The 18,249-nt window shown below is 41.4% G+C and carries 15 protein-coding genes and 1 pseudogene; 4 read left to right on the top strand and 12 right to left on the bottom strand.

Going from position 1 to position 18,249, the window contains the following annotated elements; translation table 11 throughout:
* Positions 1-117 precede the first annotated feature (117 nt).
* The 4 genes from ACM0OT_RS18140 to mnmG form a co-directional block, all read right to left on the bottom strand.
* Complete coding sequence (locus ACM0OT_RS18140; RefSeq protein WP_414565816.1) at positions 118-600, bottom strand: DUF3368 domain-containing protein; 483 nt, start codon at positions 598-600, stop codon at positions 118-120.
* Between the two features lie 5 nt (positions 601-605).
* Positions 606-845, bottom strand: coding sequence for a UPF0175 family protein (locus ACM0OT_RS18145; protein ID WP_414565817.1), 240 nt, complete (start codon positions 843-845; stop codon positions 606-608).
* A gap of 408 nt (positions 846-1,253) precedes the next feature.
* Positions 1,254-2,612, bottom strand: coding sequence for a hypothetical protein (locus tag ACM0OT_RS18150; RefSeq protein WP_414565818.1), 1,359 nt, complete (start codon positions 2,610-2,612; stop codon positions 1,254-1,256).
* Between the two features lie 230 nt (positions 2,613-2,842).
* Positions 2,843-4,765 carry a tRNA uridine-5-carboxymethylaminomethyl(34) synthesis enzyme MnmG gene (gene mnmG, locus ACM0OT_RS18155; protein WP_414565819.1) on the bottom strand — a complete coding sequence of 641 codons (1,923 nt, stop codon included), beginning with the start codon at positions 4,763-4,765 and terminating at the stop codon, positions 2,843-2,845.
* Between the two features lie 248 nt (positions 4,766-5,013).
* Here mnmG and ACM0OT_RS18160 point away from each other — a divergent pair, with 248 nt between their 5' ends.
* From ACM0OT_RS18160 to ACM0OT_RS18170, 3 genes are all read left to right on the top strand, one after another.
* Positions 5,014-5,856, top strand: coding sequence for a M15 family metallopeptidase (locus ACM0OT_RS18160; RefSeq protein WP_414565820.1), 843 nt, complete (start codon positions 5,014-5,016; stop codon positions 5,854-5,856).
* A 146-nt stretch (positions 5,857-6,002) separates the two neighbouring features.
* Complete coding sequence (locus ACM0OT_RS18165; RefSeq protein WP_414565821.1) at positions 6,003-6,578, top strand: TIGR04376 family protein; 576 nt, start codon at positions 6,003-6,005, stop codon at positions 6,576-6,578.
* 455 nt (positions 6,579-7,033) lie between these two features.
* A complete protein-coding gene (locus ACM0OT_RS18170) occupies positions 7,034-7,609 on the top strand; it encodes an ABC transporter permease (protein ID WP_414565822.1) in 576 nt (191 codons plus the stop codon).
* Positions 7,610-7,623: 14 nt separating this feature from the next.
* Here ACM0OT_RS18170 and ACM0OT_RS18175 read toward each other — a convergent pair whose 3' ends face one another.
* The 3 genes and pseudogenes from ACM0OT_RS18175 to acsF form a co-directional block, all read right to left on the bottom strand.
* The gene (locus tag ACM0OT_RS18175) at positions 7,624-9,018 is read right to left on the bottom strand and encodes a collagen-like protein (RefSeq protein ID WP_414565823.1); all 1,395 of its coding nucleotides are present in this window, start codon (positions 9,016-9,018) and stop codon (positions 7,624-7,626) included.
* A 217-nt stretch (positions 9,019-9,235) separates the two neighbouring features.
* Positions 9,236-9,454 (bottom strand): annotated as a pseudogene (locus tag ACM0OT_RS18180) (GAF domain-containing protein); the annotation flags it as partial.
* Positions 9,455-9,758: 304 nt separating this feature from the next.
* Positions 9,759-10,835, bottom strand: a complete 1,077-nt coding sequence (gene acsF, locus ACM0OT_RS18185) for a magnesium-protoporphyrin IX monomethyl ester (oxidative) cyclase (protein ID WP_414565824.1) — start codon at positions 10,833-10,835, stop codon at positions 9,759-9,761.
* Positions 10,836-11,257: 422 nt separating this feature from the next.
* Here acsF and ACM0OT_RS18190 point away from each other — a divergent pair, with 422 nt between their 5' ends.
* Positions 11,258-11,755 carry a TM2 domain-containing protein gene (locus ACM0OT_RS18190; protein ID WP_414565825.1) on the top strand — a complete coding sequence of 166 codons (498 nt, stop codon included), beginning with the start codon at positions 11,258-11,260 and terminating at the stop codon, positions 11,753-11,755.
* Here the strand turns inward: ACM0OT_RS18190 and ACM0OT_RS18195 are convergent.
* The 5 genes from ACM0OT_RS18195 to ACM0OT_RS18215 form a co-directional block, all read right to left on the bottom strand.
* A complete protein-coding gene (locus tag ACM0OT_RS18195) occupies positions 11,752-12,381 on the bottom strand; it encodes a DUF2996 domain-containing protein (RefSeq protein ID WP_414565826.1) in 630 nt (209 codons plus the stop codon). The genes ACM0OT_RS18190 and ACM0OT_RS18195 overlap by 4 nt on opposite strands.
* 349 nt (positions 12,382-12,730) lie before the next feature.
* The gene (locus ACM0OT_RS18200) at positions 12,731-14,467 is read right to left on the bottom strand and encodes a diflavin flavoprotein (RefSeq protein WP_414565827.1); all 1,737 of its coding nucleotides are present in this window, start codon (positions 14,465-14,467) and stop codon (positions 12,731-12,733) included.
* Positions 14,468-14,534: 67 nt separating this feature from the next.
* Positions 14,535-15,062: a phosphate-starvation-inducible PsiE family protein gene (locus ACM0OT_RS18205; protein WP_414565828.1), complete on the bottom strand. Its 528-nt coding sequence runs from the start codon at positions 15,060-15,062 to the stop codon at positions 14,535-14,537.
* 244 nt (positions 15,063-15,306) lie between these two features.
* A complete protein-coding gene (locus tag ACM0OT_RS18210) occupies positions 15,307-17,037 on the bottom strand; it encodes a diflavin flavoprotein (RefSeq protein ID WP_414565829.1) in 1,731 nt (576 codons plus the stop codon).
* 290 nt (positions 17,038-17,327) lie between these two features.
* The gene (locus ACM0OT_RS18215; RefSeq protein WP_414565830.1) at positions 17,328-18,191 is read right to left on the bottom strand and encodes a DUF6671 family protein; all 864 of its coding nucleotides are present in this window, start codon (positions 18,189-18,191) and stop codon (positions 17,328-17,330) included.
* Positions 18,192-18,249 lie beyond the last annotated feature (58 nt).

Genomic DNA, 18,249 nt, shown 5'->3' on the forward strand with positions numbered 1-18,249 from the left:
CCTACCTACCTACCTACCTACCTAGCATTTGCAATCATCAATTGCACATCTTCAGGCATTTACAGCGATTATACAGGTTAGTTCGCCAACCCTTTTTAGACACCACAAGGGTAATTTTTAATCTTCAAAAACACTATCAAAAATTTCCCGTTTTACTCTAAAATTAACATCTATTATTTTTTTATACAGTATATCTAAATCAGGAATCATAATTTTATCTTCAATTTGTAATTTACGAATAACAGCTAGAGTACCTTTAACATTTAAGCCTAATCTTATTGCTTCTTTTCTAGCTGCAAAATCATCCAGAATTATATAATCAGTTTGTAATTCTACCCCTAAAGTAATTGCTTCCGATTCTCCTATTCCTAAACGTTCATGTAATCTATTAGCTAAAGATGCTAACTGTACTTTTTTAACTATTAATTTTTGATTGCTGATTAGGATATTAATAGATTCAGATGATTTATCCTGTTTAGAATTAATTTCTGCTTCAACAGTTTTTGGCAAGAAAAATTCTGATTCTGTGGAAAGAAATAAATGAAGAAAATCTAGCCTAGATAAAAATATCAATGGGGAAGAATTAAATACTATCTTCATTAAGCTTACCAGGTTTGCTCTCTAGAGATATCCTCAACAGTAAGATAAGAGAAATCTATACCCATTAATTCTAAAAGTTTCAAAAACATCTCTGTATCCATTTCCATGATTTCGGCGGCTTTATGCAAACTAATCAACCGAGATGTCAATGCACCAATGACAAAAATAAATCTTTCTTTTTGCTCAATTTTTTGGAATAACTGCACTTCAGATGCAATTTCTTTAAATGTAGCTTCGTAATTCATGATGGTTAGAGCAGGTATTAAGCCTACTTATACAAATATACCAACTAGTAAAGCGATCGCTTAAATTGACCTCTCCAATATGCTGAGTTTTGACAGGATGCGGAAAATACCAACAAAGATTCCTCACCCCGTCAGCACATTGTTTTTTATCTGTATAAACCAGGTTAAATGGACATTACCAAAGAAGCTAAAATCTGAAAAGTTTCTGTATTATTGACTAATTAACTAGTATCAATGATACACTCTCTATGCTAGAGATAATTCAGCATAGCTATCTCGGCAAAAAAATATTTCATAAACAATATTGAGTAGATGCAGCCGCAGTCTACAAAATCAATTGTAAATTACCCCAGATAGGCACGCCTGAAGATGAAAGTAAGACAAGCTAGCTCCAAAGCATTACAAGTTTTACAATCTCTGCCCTGCAAAGATTGATCGCACTTCGCCATTACGACGAACGATCGCTTCACCATTACTCACATCAACTAGCGTCCAACCACTGACACCAATGCTTTCTCCCATATTTACCCGGCGAGTTACACCTTCAATTTGAAATAAAGCCACGGATTTCTCACCTAATTCCATTAACCCCTCTAAGGTATGGTTAGCAACAGTTGCGGCAGAAATGGGTACATATGCCTGTTGCTGAGTAACTGCTGGTGCAGGTTGACTAGGTACTGCTGGACGTAGTGGGGCCACTGGCAATCCAGGTAAAGACGCGGGTTGCTGTCGCACGGTAATTGGTGCAGATTGTACAGTTACAGGTTTCAATTCTGGACGCACGGCCGAGGCTACCATATTCACATCCGCAGGCTTGGCTGGCGGTTGCGCTGTGTTCATGGCAGTTTTCACGGCATCAGATTGATTCTTTGCTACCTGTGACGTTTGTGTTGCCGCACCAGGAGTAGCTGGTGGCGCATAGCGCATGGGCGAAGGCGCTTGATAAACAGGAACGTAAATGCGCTCGACGACACTTGTAGAACGGTTTGTGGGTGATGCATTGTTAGCAGCTAGAGGTGGCGCTAAATCACCAATGGATTGATTGCTAGCTACAGCTAAGTTTGAAGGGTTGGAAATTCCGCGATTGTTGAATCTGGTGTTACCAAATTGGCGATTACTGGCTTCCCCTTGTTTCTCGATAATTGCCAGCGCTCCCAGCATATAGTTAACTAACTCTGCTTGGACATCTACCTTGGTAGTTACCTGTCTTTGGGTCTGCTGTAGATAAAGTTCTGGCTGGGTTAATTTGGAAGTAAACAGAATCAGCAATCCAGAGTTTACCAAGTAAATTGTCCCAGCGATGGCCACACCAATAGTTGTTCCAGCAATCAACAGTTTTTTCCAGGATTGCCTAGTTCTCAGGGGTCTACTAATTACCCCAGGCTTGTCAACTACAACTGTACTCACTTGCTTGTTCCTCACTTGAGGAACCGTTTTGCCTGTGCGAGTTAGGGAATTTGGTAAGACAATCTGCGGCACATTAATAGTTGACAGATGCTCATATTCTGAAGCTACTGCGGTAGCAGATTGACTTGATGGAGAAAACCAATGGCTTGCCGAGGTTTCTTCGATAATGCGTGGTGTACGACTGCCATGCCTTAAAGTTTGGGAAGGCAGATTCCCACTAACATCCAAAATTTCGTCAATATCGGCAAAAAGTTCATCCATCAAACCATCAGCATAGAATTCTATCGACCAAGGTTCGTTGGTGATCAAGTCCTCTGATGGTTCTGGAATAATGAGATGGGTTCTGGCTGCTTGTAACATAAGGCATTTTGGGTTGTGGCTGCCAGGACGGGGCAATGCCGCCCCTATTACCTGGAAATCAGGATTTTTGCAGAAGGTTTCAAGCTCTCTTGCAACTAGAAGAGTTAGTAGCTTGGTGTATTAAATTCAACTTCAATCTGGAGACCGCTGACGATGCCATTACTGAAGTCATGTCATCTATCATACTAACTCCTTCATATCTACTATACTCAACCTTGATGAAGTTTAAGTTAAGCTAACGCCCGAAACTCTGACTGGTTCTTGGTTTTACGCAATTCTAAATATATTAGCAAGGCGTTGATATCAGCCGGATTAACGCCACCAGTGCGTGCTGCTTGACCGAGAGTCAGCGGTTTGACCTTACTGAGTTTTTCCCGTGCTTCTTTAGATAAGGTATCAATTGTTGTGTAGTCTAAATCCGCAGGTAACTGGCGGTGTGCTTGACGGGCAATCTGGTCAATTTGATTTTGTTGTCTAGCTAGATAGCCAGAATATTTAATGTCAATTTCTGCTCCTTCTTTCTCGGCTTGCTGGAGGTGGGGGTTGCCTAATCCATGACTTTCGAGGTCAACATAATGAAATCCTGGACGGCGGAGTAAGTCAGCGAGGGTAATGGAACCTTTAATTGCTTGACCAGATGCAGAAGCGATCGCCTGGCCTATTTCTTCGTGTTCTTTGACTCTGGTAGCATATAAACGGGCTTTTTCTGTAGTAATCTGGGTTTGTTTTTGGGTAAATAAATTCCATCTGCGATCGTCAATTAAGCCAACTTCTCGTCCCAGGGGTGTCATGCGTTGGTCGGCATTGTCAGACCGCAGTAGTAGGCGATATTCAGACCTACTGGTGAGCATCCGGTAAGGTTCACGCAAGTCTTTAGTACACAAATCATCAACCAGTGTCCCTAGATAACTTTGCTCACGGGGGAAAATAATCATTTCTTGACCGCGAACCAACCGCGCAGCATTAATTCCCGCAACAATTCCTTGGGCTGCTGCTTCTTCGTAGCCAGTGGTGCCGTTAATTTGTCCTGCACAAAACAACCCGGAAATTTTCTTGGTCATCAGTGTGGGAAAACATTGAGTTGCTGGTAAATAGTCATACTCCACAGCATAAGCCGGACGAAGCATCGAACAGTTTTCTAAACCAGGGAGACTACGTAACATTTGCAGTTGCAAATTTTCGGGCAATCCTGTGGAAAACCCTTGAATATATAGTTCGGGTATATCCCGTCCTTCTGGTTCAATAAATATTTGGTGGCTTTCTTTATCGGCAAAGCGGACAATCTTATCTTCTATGCTAGGGCAGTAACGAGGCCCTTTTGCTTCCACCCATCCACCATAAACGGGAGATAGATGTAAATTCTCTCGAATCAGGCGATGAGTTTCGGCTGTGGTGCGGGTAATGTAACAAGGTATTTGTTCTCTTTCTACCCAAGCTTGGGGGTCAAAACTAAACCAGCGGACTTCTTCATCCCCTGGCTGGATGGTCATTTTACTGTAGTCAACTGAGCGCTTGTCTACCCTGGCTGGAGTACCAGTTTTTAGTCTGCCGGTTTCAAAACCTAAACGATTTAAAGTTTCAGTCAATCCCTCAGCCGCAAATTCCCCAGCCCGGCCTGCTGGCATGGATTTGTTCCCAACCCAAATTTTTCCGCCTAAGAAGGTGCCGGTTGTCAAGATTACGGCTTGGCATTGGAATGCTACACCAAAGTAAGTCTCAACGCCAATGATTTCATCATTAGCACCCAGCACCAAGTCTGTGGCCATGCCTTCGCGGATGGTTAAGTTTTCTTGGTTTTCGACAATGGTTTTCATGACTGCGGCATATTCGCGCTTGTCTGATTGAGCGCGTAATGCCCACACCGCAGGGCCTCGTGAAGAGTTGAGGATACGTTTTTGTAAATAAGTGCGGTCTGCCACTTTACCAATTTCCCCACCGAGTGCATCTACTTCGTGAGTTAACTGGGATTTAGCTGGGCCCCCTACAGCTGGGTTACAAGGTTGCCAAGCGATTTTATCCAAGTTGAGTGTCAGTAGCAGAGTCCGACAGCCGAGGCGGGCAGATGCCAGGGCGGCTTCGCAACCGGAGTGACCTGCACCGACGACAATGACATCAAAAGCGTCTTGGAATTCAACGGAATTGTGCATGGTCATACTTAACAGGATTAGCAGGCTGAGTGTGTATGAATAATTTTAACCGATCTAGTGGTTTTATTGAGGTATCTTGATGTTAAATAAGCTATCAAAATAGTTGAAAATTATAGACGACCCGCCAAGGTGCCAAGGAAGTTAATTTCAGTTTTTTTAAATATGATTATTTGGTAAATTAATGATATTTTTTTAATTTTAATTCCATCATTTTTTTTATAAAGTAAATTATGGGAACTTTATATTATGAGAATATGAAATATGTCTCAAAAAAAATAAAATTTTTCGTAATTTATATTTTTATTGCTTTGACAATAATTTCTAGTAGCAACATAAAACATGACAAATTTACACCAAGCGATCGCTCAGTCAATACTTGCGTAGTTAATAATTCATTACCCTGTGATCAGACATCAACAAAATCAAGATTTCGGGGATATACACCTAATCTAGAATTGAGCGACAAAGCACGTTTTTTATCTGCGATCGCTCGTAATCTAACAGCTATTCCCCAAGCTGACACTTTTGCATATATTTTACTCCGTGCATACGGTGCAGCATTGGTAAATCAGGAATCAGTAATTACGTTACCATCAACAGTTATTTTTGCAGATGAGCAGGAAACTCTTGATTTTCAAGCTAATCTGAAAATGGCAAAAGTAGATGGCAGTCGAGATTGTTATTTACAAGAGTCGGCAGCTACAGCTTTAAATAAAGCACAAAAATTCACACATATTCCGTTGAAATCTGGTTACGGTGCTAGTGATTGCACTCGCAGTTTTGCCACGAATTTAAGATTTTGGCACAAATATGCTAATAATAAAACTTTAGAAAAAGTCAAACAAGGTAAAGAAACAGCAATTTTGGGCATAGTTGCACCACCGGGAACATCACAACATCTTTGGGGATTAGCGGTAGATTTACGTGTCTCTCATGATGGCCAAAGACAAGCGCTCAATCAATATGGCTGGTTTCAGACTGTAGAAAATGATGTTCCCCATTGGACTTATGTCGGTTTGTCTGAGGAAGAACTATCTCAATTTGGTTTTCAAAATAAAGTGGTTCGGGGAATTACCTATTGGGTAACACCCTTGTAAAACACATAACCCTAACGGATTTGAAACCATAAGTCCCACATCATCGAGACTACCCCATAGAGGGATACTATGACAATTCACTTTCGGCATACCATAATAATTACTACAATAAACTAGTTACACACTCGACCTCTGGAGTTCTGTCCGTGGGCTTATTTGATGATTTGAGTCGGTTTCTAGAAAACCGTTTAGAAGAATTCTTGCGTAATAATCCACATTTGGAGTTAGAAGCGCTGTTAGAACAGCTGCGGCAGCAAGAGGAAGATACTTTAAAATTGATTGCAGATTTACAATTACAAGAGAAGCGATCGCAAGACGAAATTTTGTCCACCGCCCAAGAAATTCAACGTTGGCATATCCGTGTGCAAAAGGCCAAGGATGCTGGTAGACAAGATTTAGCAGCCGCAGCCCAAGATAGGGAAGCCGCCTTATTGCGTGAAGGTAACCAGCGTTGGGGACATATGCAAGGGCTAAAAGAACGCATCGCCCAATCTCAAGAACTGCTGCGGAAAATTCAAGTGCGGCGACAAGAGGTGCAAGCCAAAGCAACTGAAGCCGAAAAAGCCCGCACTCAAGCGCAAACTCAGGAGCGTTTAGAAACCAATGGCTGGTGGAGTCCAACTAGCAGTTATTCTAGTGGATTGGATGATTTAGAAGAAAAGTTTCGTCGTTGGGAAACTCAAGATGAGTTGGAACAAATGAAACGCAATTTGGGGAAATAATTAGTTATTGGTGAACAGTATTAGTTAATTCCATTTTCCCAAAATCTATATAATTAGCCTGCCTATGCAGGCTTTGTTTTTGTAGCCCCAGGCTTCTAGCTTGCGGGTGAATATTATTTTTAATGTGATTTTTACTAACAGTATCCAGAAAATGAATTATTGAGATTTTATTTAATTTATGAATTAAATTTTTATTCTCTGGTAAATTTAATTCAAGAAAACTTTAATCAGGGCTATTTCATTATTTAAGAATACCAATATCAGCGCCTAGTATGTCCCACTACAAAAAACTTTGTTAAGTGAGACTATTATATAGCAAAAGCTTTCTAGCTGGTTAATTAGCATTGCCCAAATGAAACAGCCCTAAACTTTTATAACCCTTTTAATGTTTGTCTATTCGCCATTTTGTGTGATTGCCGCAGTATTCCCTAGACGTTCCAAATGAGAACTGAGGCATGGAACCTAGTATATTTTTAGATGTTTTAGCTAGCTTACAAAAATTATTTGTAGGTTACATTCCAGCCGCTGTTTTAGGTGGTTTTGTCGGTTATTTCATAGGTATAAATGCCGCTGTTTATCAGATATTCAAGCGAGTATTTCAAATACCACATAGTATCCCTCCTATCGCCTTGCTACCCATTGGACTCGTAGTTTTTGGAGATAACAGTGAACCTGCAACTATAGTCATTGTTTTTCTAGGAACTCTCTGGTCGATGATTATTAATACCGCCATAGGTATGCAACATTTTCTGAGACAGAGCAATAACTATCGCGTAGCCATCTTTCATATATTTCACGCTCTAAAAGTGGGTATTTGGGTAGCTTGGTTTACAGTTATTGCCACAGAAATGCTGATAGGCCCCAAAGGACTGGGATTTCTCGCTTGGAATGCTTACAAAGCCGGCAACAGCAATTACATAATCGACTCGGTGCTTTACATTGGTATTATTGGTTTTTTGCTGGATCAGTTGCTAGATTTTGCCGGCAATCTTCTGGCACAGATGGTATCAGATGGTAAAAAACCCTCTTAAATTTTTGGTAGATGTTATCTAGGACTGCGGATAGCACTTTGCCAGTTAATGGTTTGCTGTGCGGAACGTTCCCCTAAGGAGCGCGTTGCTACCACCTCAATGTCAACGTTGACACCAGGACTTAGAGCATGATCAGGAATTTTTAGTTTGCCCAAAGCAAGAATAAAACGGTTATGGTCACGGATGACAAGTTCGTTAGGAATGTCGCCGTCATATTCAGTTTTGTAGCCGCCAAACCTATCATGTGCGCGAAATTTCACCCGAAATTGAGTTTGAATCACTTCTGATTTTGCTGCCAAATCGACAAGATTGAATTTGAGATTTTCCCCTGCATCTGCAAACTTTGCTACTGCTAACCGCGTCACATCCTTTTGGGGAATCGCATGGTTAACAGTAAATGTGGTCAAATTAGCCTCGGTTTTTGTATTGCCTTCCACCCATAAATCTTCAGGAAAAGTAATTTCCACTTGCTTACTGTCAGTTAAATTCACTGTTACAGTTTGATTTTCAAAGCTAGTGATGGGTTGTTTTTCCTGCCACACAAGTTGAAAATTCTCTTCTAAGCGTTGTTCAAATTCCCGGTACTCGTCGGCAATTACCGAACCTGGGGCTAATAAAGAAGTTGCTCCTTGGCGAATATTCCACTTATTTTTTGCTAGGTTGAATTGTTGACTAGTAAGTTCGGAAATTGGTAGCTTGAGAGTGGGATTATCGGCGGCTAAGGGTTCCTTGCTGTTAATAATGCTCAAGGTTCCTAAGCCTCCTTTATTACCATTTCTGCCATTCATACCACTGCTCCCAGAACTGCCGTCATAACATCTGTAATGCCTCTTGGTACATTTATAATTGGGTTGACCAGGAGTTCCGGTGCAGGTTTGCACTTCCCAACTCCGTCGATGACACCTACAACCTAATGCACCGCTACCACCCCGGCCACCACGTCCGCCTTCTCCTGGGGTTGTACGGACGAAAATATTTCGTAAGTCTGCTAAATCAGTGTAATGAACGGTGAGGAAACCCCCATTTCCACCATCTCCCCCTCTACCGCCATTTCCACCTGTACCACCATTTGGTGCGTGAATGTCATCGTGTACGTTGCCCAGTTGCCTATGGCAAGTAGGTCGATAACCACGACTGCCGTCTTCACCATCTTCGCCATCTTGTCCTGAAAGATCGAGGTTTACCGATGAACCATCGACAAAAATAGTTTGATTTTGACCATCGCGTCCATCTCTACCAGAGCGCCCATCAGTACCTCTACTTCCATATCTATCATAATTTCTGCTGACGCTATCAAATTTTTCAGAGGCAACAGCTGAACATAAAACGGAGCCAGAAGCAGGCAAAAAGCTAGTAAATAAACTGAATGTTAGCAATAGTGGCAGCTTACTACTAAAATTTTTGTGCATCAGGGTAAACTCAAGATTTATCAACTATTGTTGACGCTAAGTTAAGGAAATTTGCTCCCTATTGTTTGAGTTAAGTAGGCAATAATAAATCCAACCCCTAAGTAAAAAGACTTAATAAAATTCAAGTTCGTAGTTAGAGGCTCTATCCCTTTAAAACTTCACAAGAAAGCGATAAATCGCTGACTACAAACAAAAATTTATCTGATCCTGAATAAGCCTAACTCTCTAAGATTAATGGATCTGTGGCTAAAGTTTGCGCTGCTATTTGCATCAGTTCGATATCAGATTGCGCCCAAGAATAAGGCTGTTGACAGTGATGTGCTACTAGCAATCCCCATAATCCTTTAGGAGTTAAAATTGGTACAACTAAGTTAGCACGCACCTGGATACTGCGGAGAAAATCTCGGTGACAAGCGTGAATTGCTGCTGATTCGATTTGCATCTTAGGGATGCTTTTTCAAGTGCTGTAATTTACTAAAAAAGTCAAAATTTACTGGATAAATTTTCAGATTCTTTATATAATTCACCATAAAAAATACAAACTTAGTAATTATTAATATTTTGCAACTTAGTCTAAAAAAGAGATACAGCAATCCAAACTTAATCGTGATGCTTTATGTGGATTTAATATCAAATTATGTAGAAAGGCTATATTTTTGTGGCAATATTAAATGTTTTGCATAAAAAAAGTGGCTCTGTTGAACACAGAACCACGAAAGATTTTATAAAAACTTCATAACTTAGCGAACTGCTCCGTGAGTAGAAACAGTATCAATGGGTTTCATCAAGTACAACTTGAGTAACTGCCAGCCATGAGAAACGTAAATGGGTAGCTTTTGGAAGAATTGCAGGAATTTGGGAGTATTGGACTTAGCGATCGCAGCTAACTTTTCGTTATTCTGGATACATACATCCAATCGCTGATAAAATTCTGGGTTTTCTACATCCAGCATTAATGGGAAGACTCTACCTGCATTTTCATTGGTCTTTTTAATTACATGGATGTCGTATTCCCGTGCATCTAACCCAATGGAAGCATAAAAGTCTTTGCGCTGGATGTCATTGAGATACATTGTCGCAAACACTGACAACAGGAAGAAGCGACTCCACAGCTTTGCTTTCCAGTCATTCAACATTTGTGGCTGGGATCTCATGATGGCATCAAAGAAATCTCCATGACGGTTTTCATCTTGACACCAGTTTTCAAAGAAGCGGAAAATCGGATAAATTCTATCTTCCGGATTTGCTTCTAGGTGACGATAAATGGTGATATACCGCCAATAACCAATTTTTTCTGAAAGATAAGTGGCGTAGAAGATAAATTTAGGCTTAAAGAAGGTGTAAGCGCGGCTCTTAGTCAAAAAGCCTAAATCTAGTGACAGATTAAAATCTGACATCGCTTTGTTCAAAAAGCCTGCATGACGAGCTTCATCTCTTGACATGAGGTTGAAGCATTCAGCTAATACAGGGCTTTTCCCCTTCAAACGGCGGCCGAGTTCTTTATACAGTAAAAATCCCGAAAATTCCGCTGTACAAGACCGTTCTAGGAATTCCACAAACAATTGGCGAGTTTCCCCGTCAATATGATCCCAGGATTGTTCAAATTCGGCATCCCGAACGAAGTGATGACGGTTGTAGTCAGCACGGAACTCTTCGAGGATGGCTTGTAACTCGTCTTCATTGACGGATATGTCCATCCGTGCCATTTCATCAAAATCGGTGGTATAAAACCGGGGTGTTAATAGAGTTTCTTTTGCCGGGATTTTAACCCCTGGGCGCATTTCTTCAAAGCCTGGTTTTTGGAGGGAATCTACCATGTCTTGATTGCTCTTTTCTCTTTATTATCTTGAGTACACCAGTCAGCCAAGGATAATGCTCTCACAAGGCGCAGGAGACGACAATAATTTATTTGTATAAATTTCAGTCTACCAAGGTGCAGCCGTTAAAAAGGTATATAAAAGGTTAAGAGTTGCAACAATATTTCAACATTTACGGAACTAAAAATCAAGAATTGGTAGTCATATCAAGGGTATTCACACTTGTGCCGTGCTGTACTAGAGGTTAGAGGCTAGATGGTTAGAAACATTTTCATGCCCTTATTGTCGGCTTTTATCCGTGAGGGACTAGCTTGACAGCAGATTGGCGCACTCTCATAGTCATGTATAAATAACTCCTCAAACAAAACAGCATCAACAATCCATCTGAGATCACAAAAAAAATCCAAAGGGTTGAAAACAAGATGAATCTGGAAAATAATCAGCATAAAGACCGTCTTCTTGTCTCTTATATTTTGAGTGCAGCGTTGTTTTTTGGACTAGGAGGGCTGCATCGTTTATACAATGGCAAAATAGGGACGGGTCTTTTGTGGCTGTTTACCGGTGGGATTTTTGGGATAGGACAATTCGTGGATCTGTTGCTTATCCCTAATATGGTTAATGAGTACGAAGAGAACCTCAGAGCTAAAGCAGGGTTATCTTCTTTAGGTGTACCTGTGAATCAACCTGCGATCGCCTCTCAAATTTACCGTCCCACGGGCAATCAACTTGTGGTAGCACTGATTCAAGCCGCAGAAAAAAAGGGCGGTGCTTTAACTGTGACTCAAGGAGTCAGTGCCACAGGAGCCAGCTTCGCGGAAGTAGAATCTACTCTCAAAGAAATGTTGAAATCAGGTTATGTGAGAATAGACAACGACCCCATTACTGGAGCCGTCACCTACAATTTTGATGAACTTAACTAATTTCTACCTAACCACTTTTGACCGTTTAAACGTTGTAATAAGCCAAATACTAAAAGGTCAAGTGTAATTCTCCGTTCATCAATTAAGAATGACTCAAGGGTACTAGGTTTTTTCCCTTCATTACAAGAAAATCCCTTTTTCCCGCTAATATCTTCGTCAGGGAAATACAAGTTAAACTGGCGCTGACCATTTTGCCAACTACCAATAACTTGCCAGCATTCTTCAGCTGATTGAAAGCCAGAGATAGGGAGCTTCTGTTTGGCAAAAGACAGATTTAAGTCTTGTACACCTTGTTCGGCGATCGCTTTCTGTAAAGATGGTAAGTAGTGTTGCTCCATGAACTCTACAAACGGCTTATCTTCTACAGCGGGAGGTTTTTCCTTTTTCGCGGCTTTGGCTGCTACGGGGGGTTTATCTCCCTTGGGGGGTGCAGCTTTTGGCTTGGCGGTGTTGGGGTTAGTTTCTGGGTTCGCTGCTTTGGGATCTGGCGTGTTGGCAGTAGGGATATCTGTTGCTGCTGGTTCGTCAGTGCTGGGAGCATTTTTTTCAGTGACAGTGGGAGCCTGTTTGTCAACAGTGCTGGGAGCCACCTCTCCCGCTTGATTGTGATTTTTTTCTTCTGCCATTGCTCAGGTCAATCCTTTGTCTTGCTTTGGGAGCATTCACCAAGGGCGGGGCGTAGCCCTTCGCTTCAGTTATTCTCATTTTGACATAGGAGAGCTGGGCTAATTAACTTTTCACGATATCTGGAAAACCTCTTTCTAAATCTCTCTCCTGCGAGGAGGAGCCACTGCGTTGGGCGGGTTTCCCGACTTGTAGACGCGCTCTGCGCGGCTTCTTGCAGAGTAGGAAGTGCCGCCGCGTTGTAGCAAGTGGCGTTAGAGACTTTGAAGTCCTGAGAGCGGAAGTTATATTGTCCGTAGACCTTTCCACATGATGTGAAAAGTCAGGAATAATGTCCAGGCTGAAACCCTTTTAATAATGGCTACCCGATTTGCGCTGCTGGATGGCGGTAATACCGATAGGTTCTAATACTTCCCCGTTGTTCACAGTTGCATAAATTAACCAGCGATCGCCACATGTCATTTGCTGTTGCACAGTACATTCTAGATAAGCGAGGGCATTATTGAGAATCAAGCAACCGTTGTTAGCAGTTTTAATTCCTAATTCGGCAAAAGAGTTTTCAGTGCTACTGCGAGAGGAGAAGTATCGCCGCAGATTGCGTCCTTCCTTGAGAATATTCAGGACGAATTGATTACCTGGATGAATGAGCAGATCAGCATTTTGATCTTCTGCGATCGCAATCATCAAACCAGGGGGATTAAAGGTAGCCTGGGATACCCAAGATGTCAAGATACCACTATGGCTATTGTCTTGTTGGTGTGTGAGGACACATAGAGAACCAGCGATCCGCCCCACAGCTTGTTCTGTGCGATCAATATGCGTTTCTGTCAAAATTTGCCGAGGAACACGAAATTTTTTATTTTGTTTTAAAACTTGGGCAAATTCTGCTCCTGCATCTTGACACTGCTGCAACGTGAATTCAGTGGGACTGAAGCGAACACGGATAGTTTCAAACCCCAAACGGAAACTAGCATCTAGTAATTTGCTTTCAATTAAATCAACAGCCTCACCACTCCAACCATAAGAACCAAAAACTCCCGCTAATTTAGTTTTAGTTGCTGTAGATAAGATAATTCCCAAGGCAGTTTGAATTTGAGTAGGTGCATGACCACCTAAGGTCGGAGAACCGATGATAAAGCCATCGCTAGCTTCTACTGCACGAGTAATTTCGGTGGAATCTGTAAGTTCACAGTTGATTGATTCTACAGCAACTCCATTTTCAATTAAACCTTGAGCGATCGCCTGGGCTAATATCGCCGTGTTACCGTAAGCAGAAGCATAAAGCAAAGCAACTCGCAATTCTTGGGTTTTCTGTTCCTGACACCATTGACGGTAATCATAAGTAAAGCGGCTGAGACTATAGCGCACAATGGGGCCATGACCGGGAGCGTAGAATTTAGTTTTGAAGGGGGCTAATTTTTCTAAAGCTGTTTCCACTTGTTTAGACTGGGTAGCGTGGAGACAGTCAAAATAGTAGCGGCGATCCTCATCTAGTTGCTTCCAGTTTTCATCAAGTAGGATATCGTTACAGACATGAACCCCGAAGAACTTGTCTGTATAGAGAATTTGGGTAGCAGCATCGTAAGTAATTAGTCCATCAGGCCAACGCGGAGTGGGTACAGTCAAAAATTGCAGTTGATGTTCTCCTCCCAAGTCAAGTGTATCTTCACGCACAGACTGAATGTTCGACATCCATTCGGGAAAAGTTGTTTTCAAGGCATTAGCACCGGGTTTAGAACAAACTATTTTGGCTTGGGGTGCTTGTGCAAGGAGAACTTTTAAAGTTGCCATCCGGTTAGGATTGACGTGATTGAGAATGATGTAATTTAACTGAGTTAAATCTAGATGTTTTGCTAATTCTTGCAGAAAAATTTCGGTAAAAGATTCGCCGGGAGGATCTATTAAAGCAGTTCGTTCAGCTTGGATGAGATAAGAATTAGCTGTTGTTCCTTTTTGGCGGGCGTATTCAACTTCAAACTTGAGGCGTTCCCAAGTCCGCGATCGCAAAACTAAGGTGTTTGTACTAATTTCGGCAACTTGAACGTCACGGGGGCGTGTGTTTGTAGGGGTAGAAGATAAAACAGACATAAATTTAGTTGGTGGGGAAGGGTGATATCAATTCACAATTCAGAAATTAGCAATGAATTATTAGTTATTAATCGGCATGATGATTGACATCAGCCATTTCTTGGGTAAAACGCTTTTTGTACCGCTTAGAGACTTGATGTTCTGGATCGATACCTTCAAAGGTTGGAGGTAACCAAACTCTAATAACCATCAACACGCCTAAAACCAGTAAAAAAGCACAAGCAGCTAGAACTTGCATAAATGTGGTTTCTAGTACTCCACGCACAATCATTTCTCGCAATACAGAAACAATGGAAACTTCTACAGCCACACCAATTGAAACTCGTTGCTCTTGTAGATAAATGATTAACAAGCGGAATAACTCTACTAAAATCAGCAATGACAGAATATCTGCCATGACAACATGGAACTGAACTGGAGGGATAAGAGAGAGAAACATCGTGCGGATTTGCAGCACCATAAAGCTAAATAGCCCCATGCACAGCGAAATCACAATCAAGTCTTGAATCAGTTCCAGTGCTTGCACAATTCGACCCAGATTTAACCAGCTTTCCCGCTTTATGGGTTTGACTGGCACATTTTTAAGTAGTTGCATTGTTTCAATACCCTGATGAATGGAAAGTGGGGAGATGAGGGAGATGTAAGTAGGACGGCGTAAATAATTAAAGGTTTGTAGTGAGTTAGCGCGATCTACAGCCCTTCGGGCATCCTTCGGCGGGGGTCTCCCCCATGAGCGACTAACGAACTCGAAGAGTGAGGACTTTAGTCCTCAAATAAGGGCTGAAGCCCTTACTACGAAAGTCTTTCCCCCTTGCCCCCTGCTTCTTCTGTTCTCTTTCTTAATAATGATTTCCGACTTTGCGGTGATGAATGGCGGTGAAGGCGTCCAATTTAGAGACTCTGCCGGTTTGGACGTTGCTATAAATAATCCAGTGATCACTACATTCCATGCGACTTGTGACTTCGCATTCCATATATGCGAGTGTATCTACCAGAATCGGACAGCCATTGCTAGCGGCATAGGTTTTGATACCTGCAAAGCGATCTGCACCAGGGGGAAAACGCTTGAGGAAGTGTTTCATCAAACTTTGGTAATTATCTTCTTCTAAGACGTTGAGGACAAAGCGATCGCCTACGTGGAGTAATGATTCAATGGCTCTGTCTTTGGCAACTGCAATAGCAACTCCTAAAGGGTTTATGCTTGCTTGGGTCACCCAAGAGGCTAACATGGCACTCTTGATGTCTCCTTTACGGACGGTAATAATATAAAGTCCACTACTCAATCTTCCCAATGCTCGCTCTAAATTATTATCTAGGGCTTTCATTTGTTTGATGGTGCGATCGCGTGTTAACCACTGTCCGATATCTGTTCCTGCTTCATCACACATCTGTTCGGTAGTCTGCGTTGGTGGTTCTTTGATCAGAATCGGCGGGAAAGCTTCAGTTAGTCCAATTTCTTGAAATTTATTGCGTAAAGGATAAATTGGTTCATCTTCACCGCCGCCAGTTTCAAATAATCCTATGGCTTGCTTGTGATGTACAGCTGCAAGAATGGTACTTAAAACTGCATGGGCATTTTGATCAGATTGGGATGGCATTCCCATCACTAAGCCTGCGGCTTGATTCACTAATTCTCGTACTTCATGAGTTTCAGCAGAACTTAAATCTACCAATTCCACCGCTATCCCATTCCTCTGGATACCGTGGGCGATCGCTCTGGCTAATTGATCGCTCCAACCGTAATCTTCTGAGTAAAACAGAGCAACGAAAGTCTCTATTTTTGTCTGTTCCTGGCTCCACTGTTGATAGTGATTTACCCAGTCTGACAAGTAATTGTGCAATAAAGGCCCGTGTCCTGTGGCGATCATGCCCACATCTAATTTTTCCATCCGCTTGATGGCAGACAGAACAGAACGAGCATTTGGAGCCATGAGGCAGTCATAGTAATATTTAAAATCTGCGGCAATTAGTTCTGCATCTTCATCAAAGGTATGGTCGTCACAGTAGTGCATCCCAAATGCATCACAGGTAAAGAGGATGCGAGTTTTCATATCGTAGGTGAAAATAGTGTCTGGCCAATGCAGATTCGGGGCAGAAACAAATTCCAACTCATGCCCATTACCTAAATTTAGGCGCTCGCCATTTTTCACAATCAAAGATGAAAATGGTTGATGCACCATATTTTGCAGAAACTGGATGGCAACTTTCGCGCCAACTACCGTTACTTGGGGAGCTAACTGCAACACCTCTTTCACCAAACCGCTGTGATCTGGTTCGGTATGGCTAATAATTAAATAATCGAGGGTTGAGAAGTCAATTAACCCTGTCAATATCTCCAAATACAACTGCTCGAACTTGCGATGAGACGTGTCAATCAGAGCTTTTTTTTCACCTTGAATAAGAAACGAGTTATAGGTTGTGCCGTTGTGTAACTCGAACTCAATATCAAAGCGATCGCGATCCCAGTCAAGAGAGCGAATAGCCGTAGTTTGAGCGCCAATCTCGACTGTTTGCATGGTCAGGCGAGCTTGCTTTTTGGTATTTTCTAACTGAGTAGTAACTGCAACCATACGCTGCTGCCTCCAAACCTTAAGTGTTTCTTACTCCTATGGTTATCCAATTACACTAGTTTTGTAAAATGTCAATTCTTGAAGAGATTGATTAGTTATTTAAAACTCAGCTTCTATAAGCTTTGCCTATTCTTATCATTGAGACTTGCATTAAATTTCTGACACAAGTCCAAAAAATTTGTAATTACTTCGTTCCACCATGGCTCTAAGCGTAAGACAACATGCAATAGGAGGAAAACTTTAAACTACTAACAAAATCCATCTCCCCCTACTCCCTACTCCTTATTTTTTTAAGGATTGCAATACATACATTGTCCTGGATCAGCATATTGACTTGCATGGGGAAATGGTTTTTCTTGACTAAAACCACATTTTTGACATTGATAAATCACACTCAGCGTTAAAAGAGTTGGGGAATGGCATATTGCACATGGTAAACCCGGAATTTTTTTTGTAATTGCAAAACCTGGCGTAGAACATTTTGGACAAAGACTGTTAATTTTTCTGACTAAATCTTCAGTAGCTTTGGCAATATTATTCATGCGTGTAGGATTATACATTGCCCGCATATCTGTTTCTAGATGTGCTTTCCCTGTAGGCGAATTTTCGAGAACGAATTGTACCGCTTCTACAAGTTGTTCTTCAGTAATAATCCCTTTAATAACTTGCTGACTACATTGAGGAGATTCACTAAACATAACTACCAAACCATGTGAGGGAAAGCCTATTTTATTGGCAAACTGAAATGCCTGTTCTACACTTTCCACAACTATATGGTTATGATTAGTTTCTAGAGAAAACTCCTCTCCAATAATTTCTAAATTATGTTTTTTATCTAAAATAATGACAATTTCTCGATTACTAGAAATCAAAGGTATGCTGGGGTGAGGTGCAAAACTACCTTCACTAGCTATTACCAAATTTTCATCGGTCAATTCTAATGCTTTTTCAGCTTTTAATCTAGCAGCTGCAATTTGAGTACCAGGGCGTTGAATTTCTCGAGTAAATGTACCGAAGACATCAGTATTAAAATTTTCAAGCACGATAACTTGAATGCCTAAGTCTGCTTCTAAAATCGGAGCGATCGCTCTTTCTTTTTGGTGCATCGTTGCCAGCACTGCTATGCGGTTAGTAAATAATGAATTGTGTTTCATTGTTTACCTGCTCAAATTCGTATAAATAAGTTATCCAATTAGTGAATCTAACATATAC

The organism is Anabaena sp. CCY 9613 (assembly GCF_963920895.1).
Taxonomy (GTDB): domain Bacteria; phylum Cyanobacteriota; class Cyanobacteriia; order Cyanobacteriales; family Nostocaceae; genus Cyanocohniella.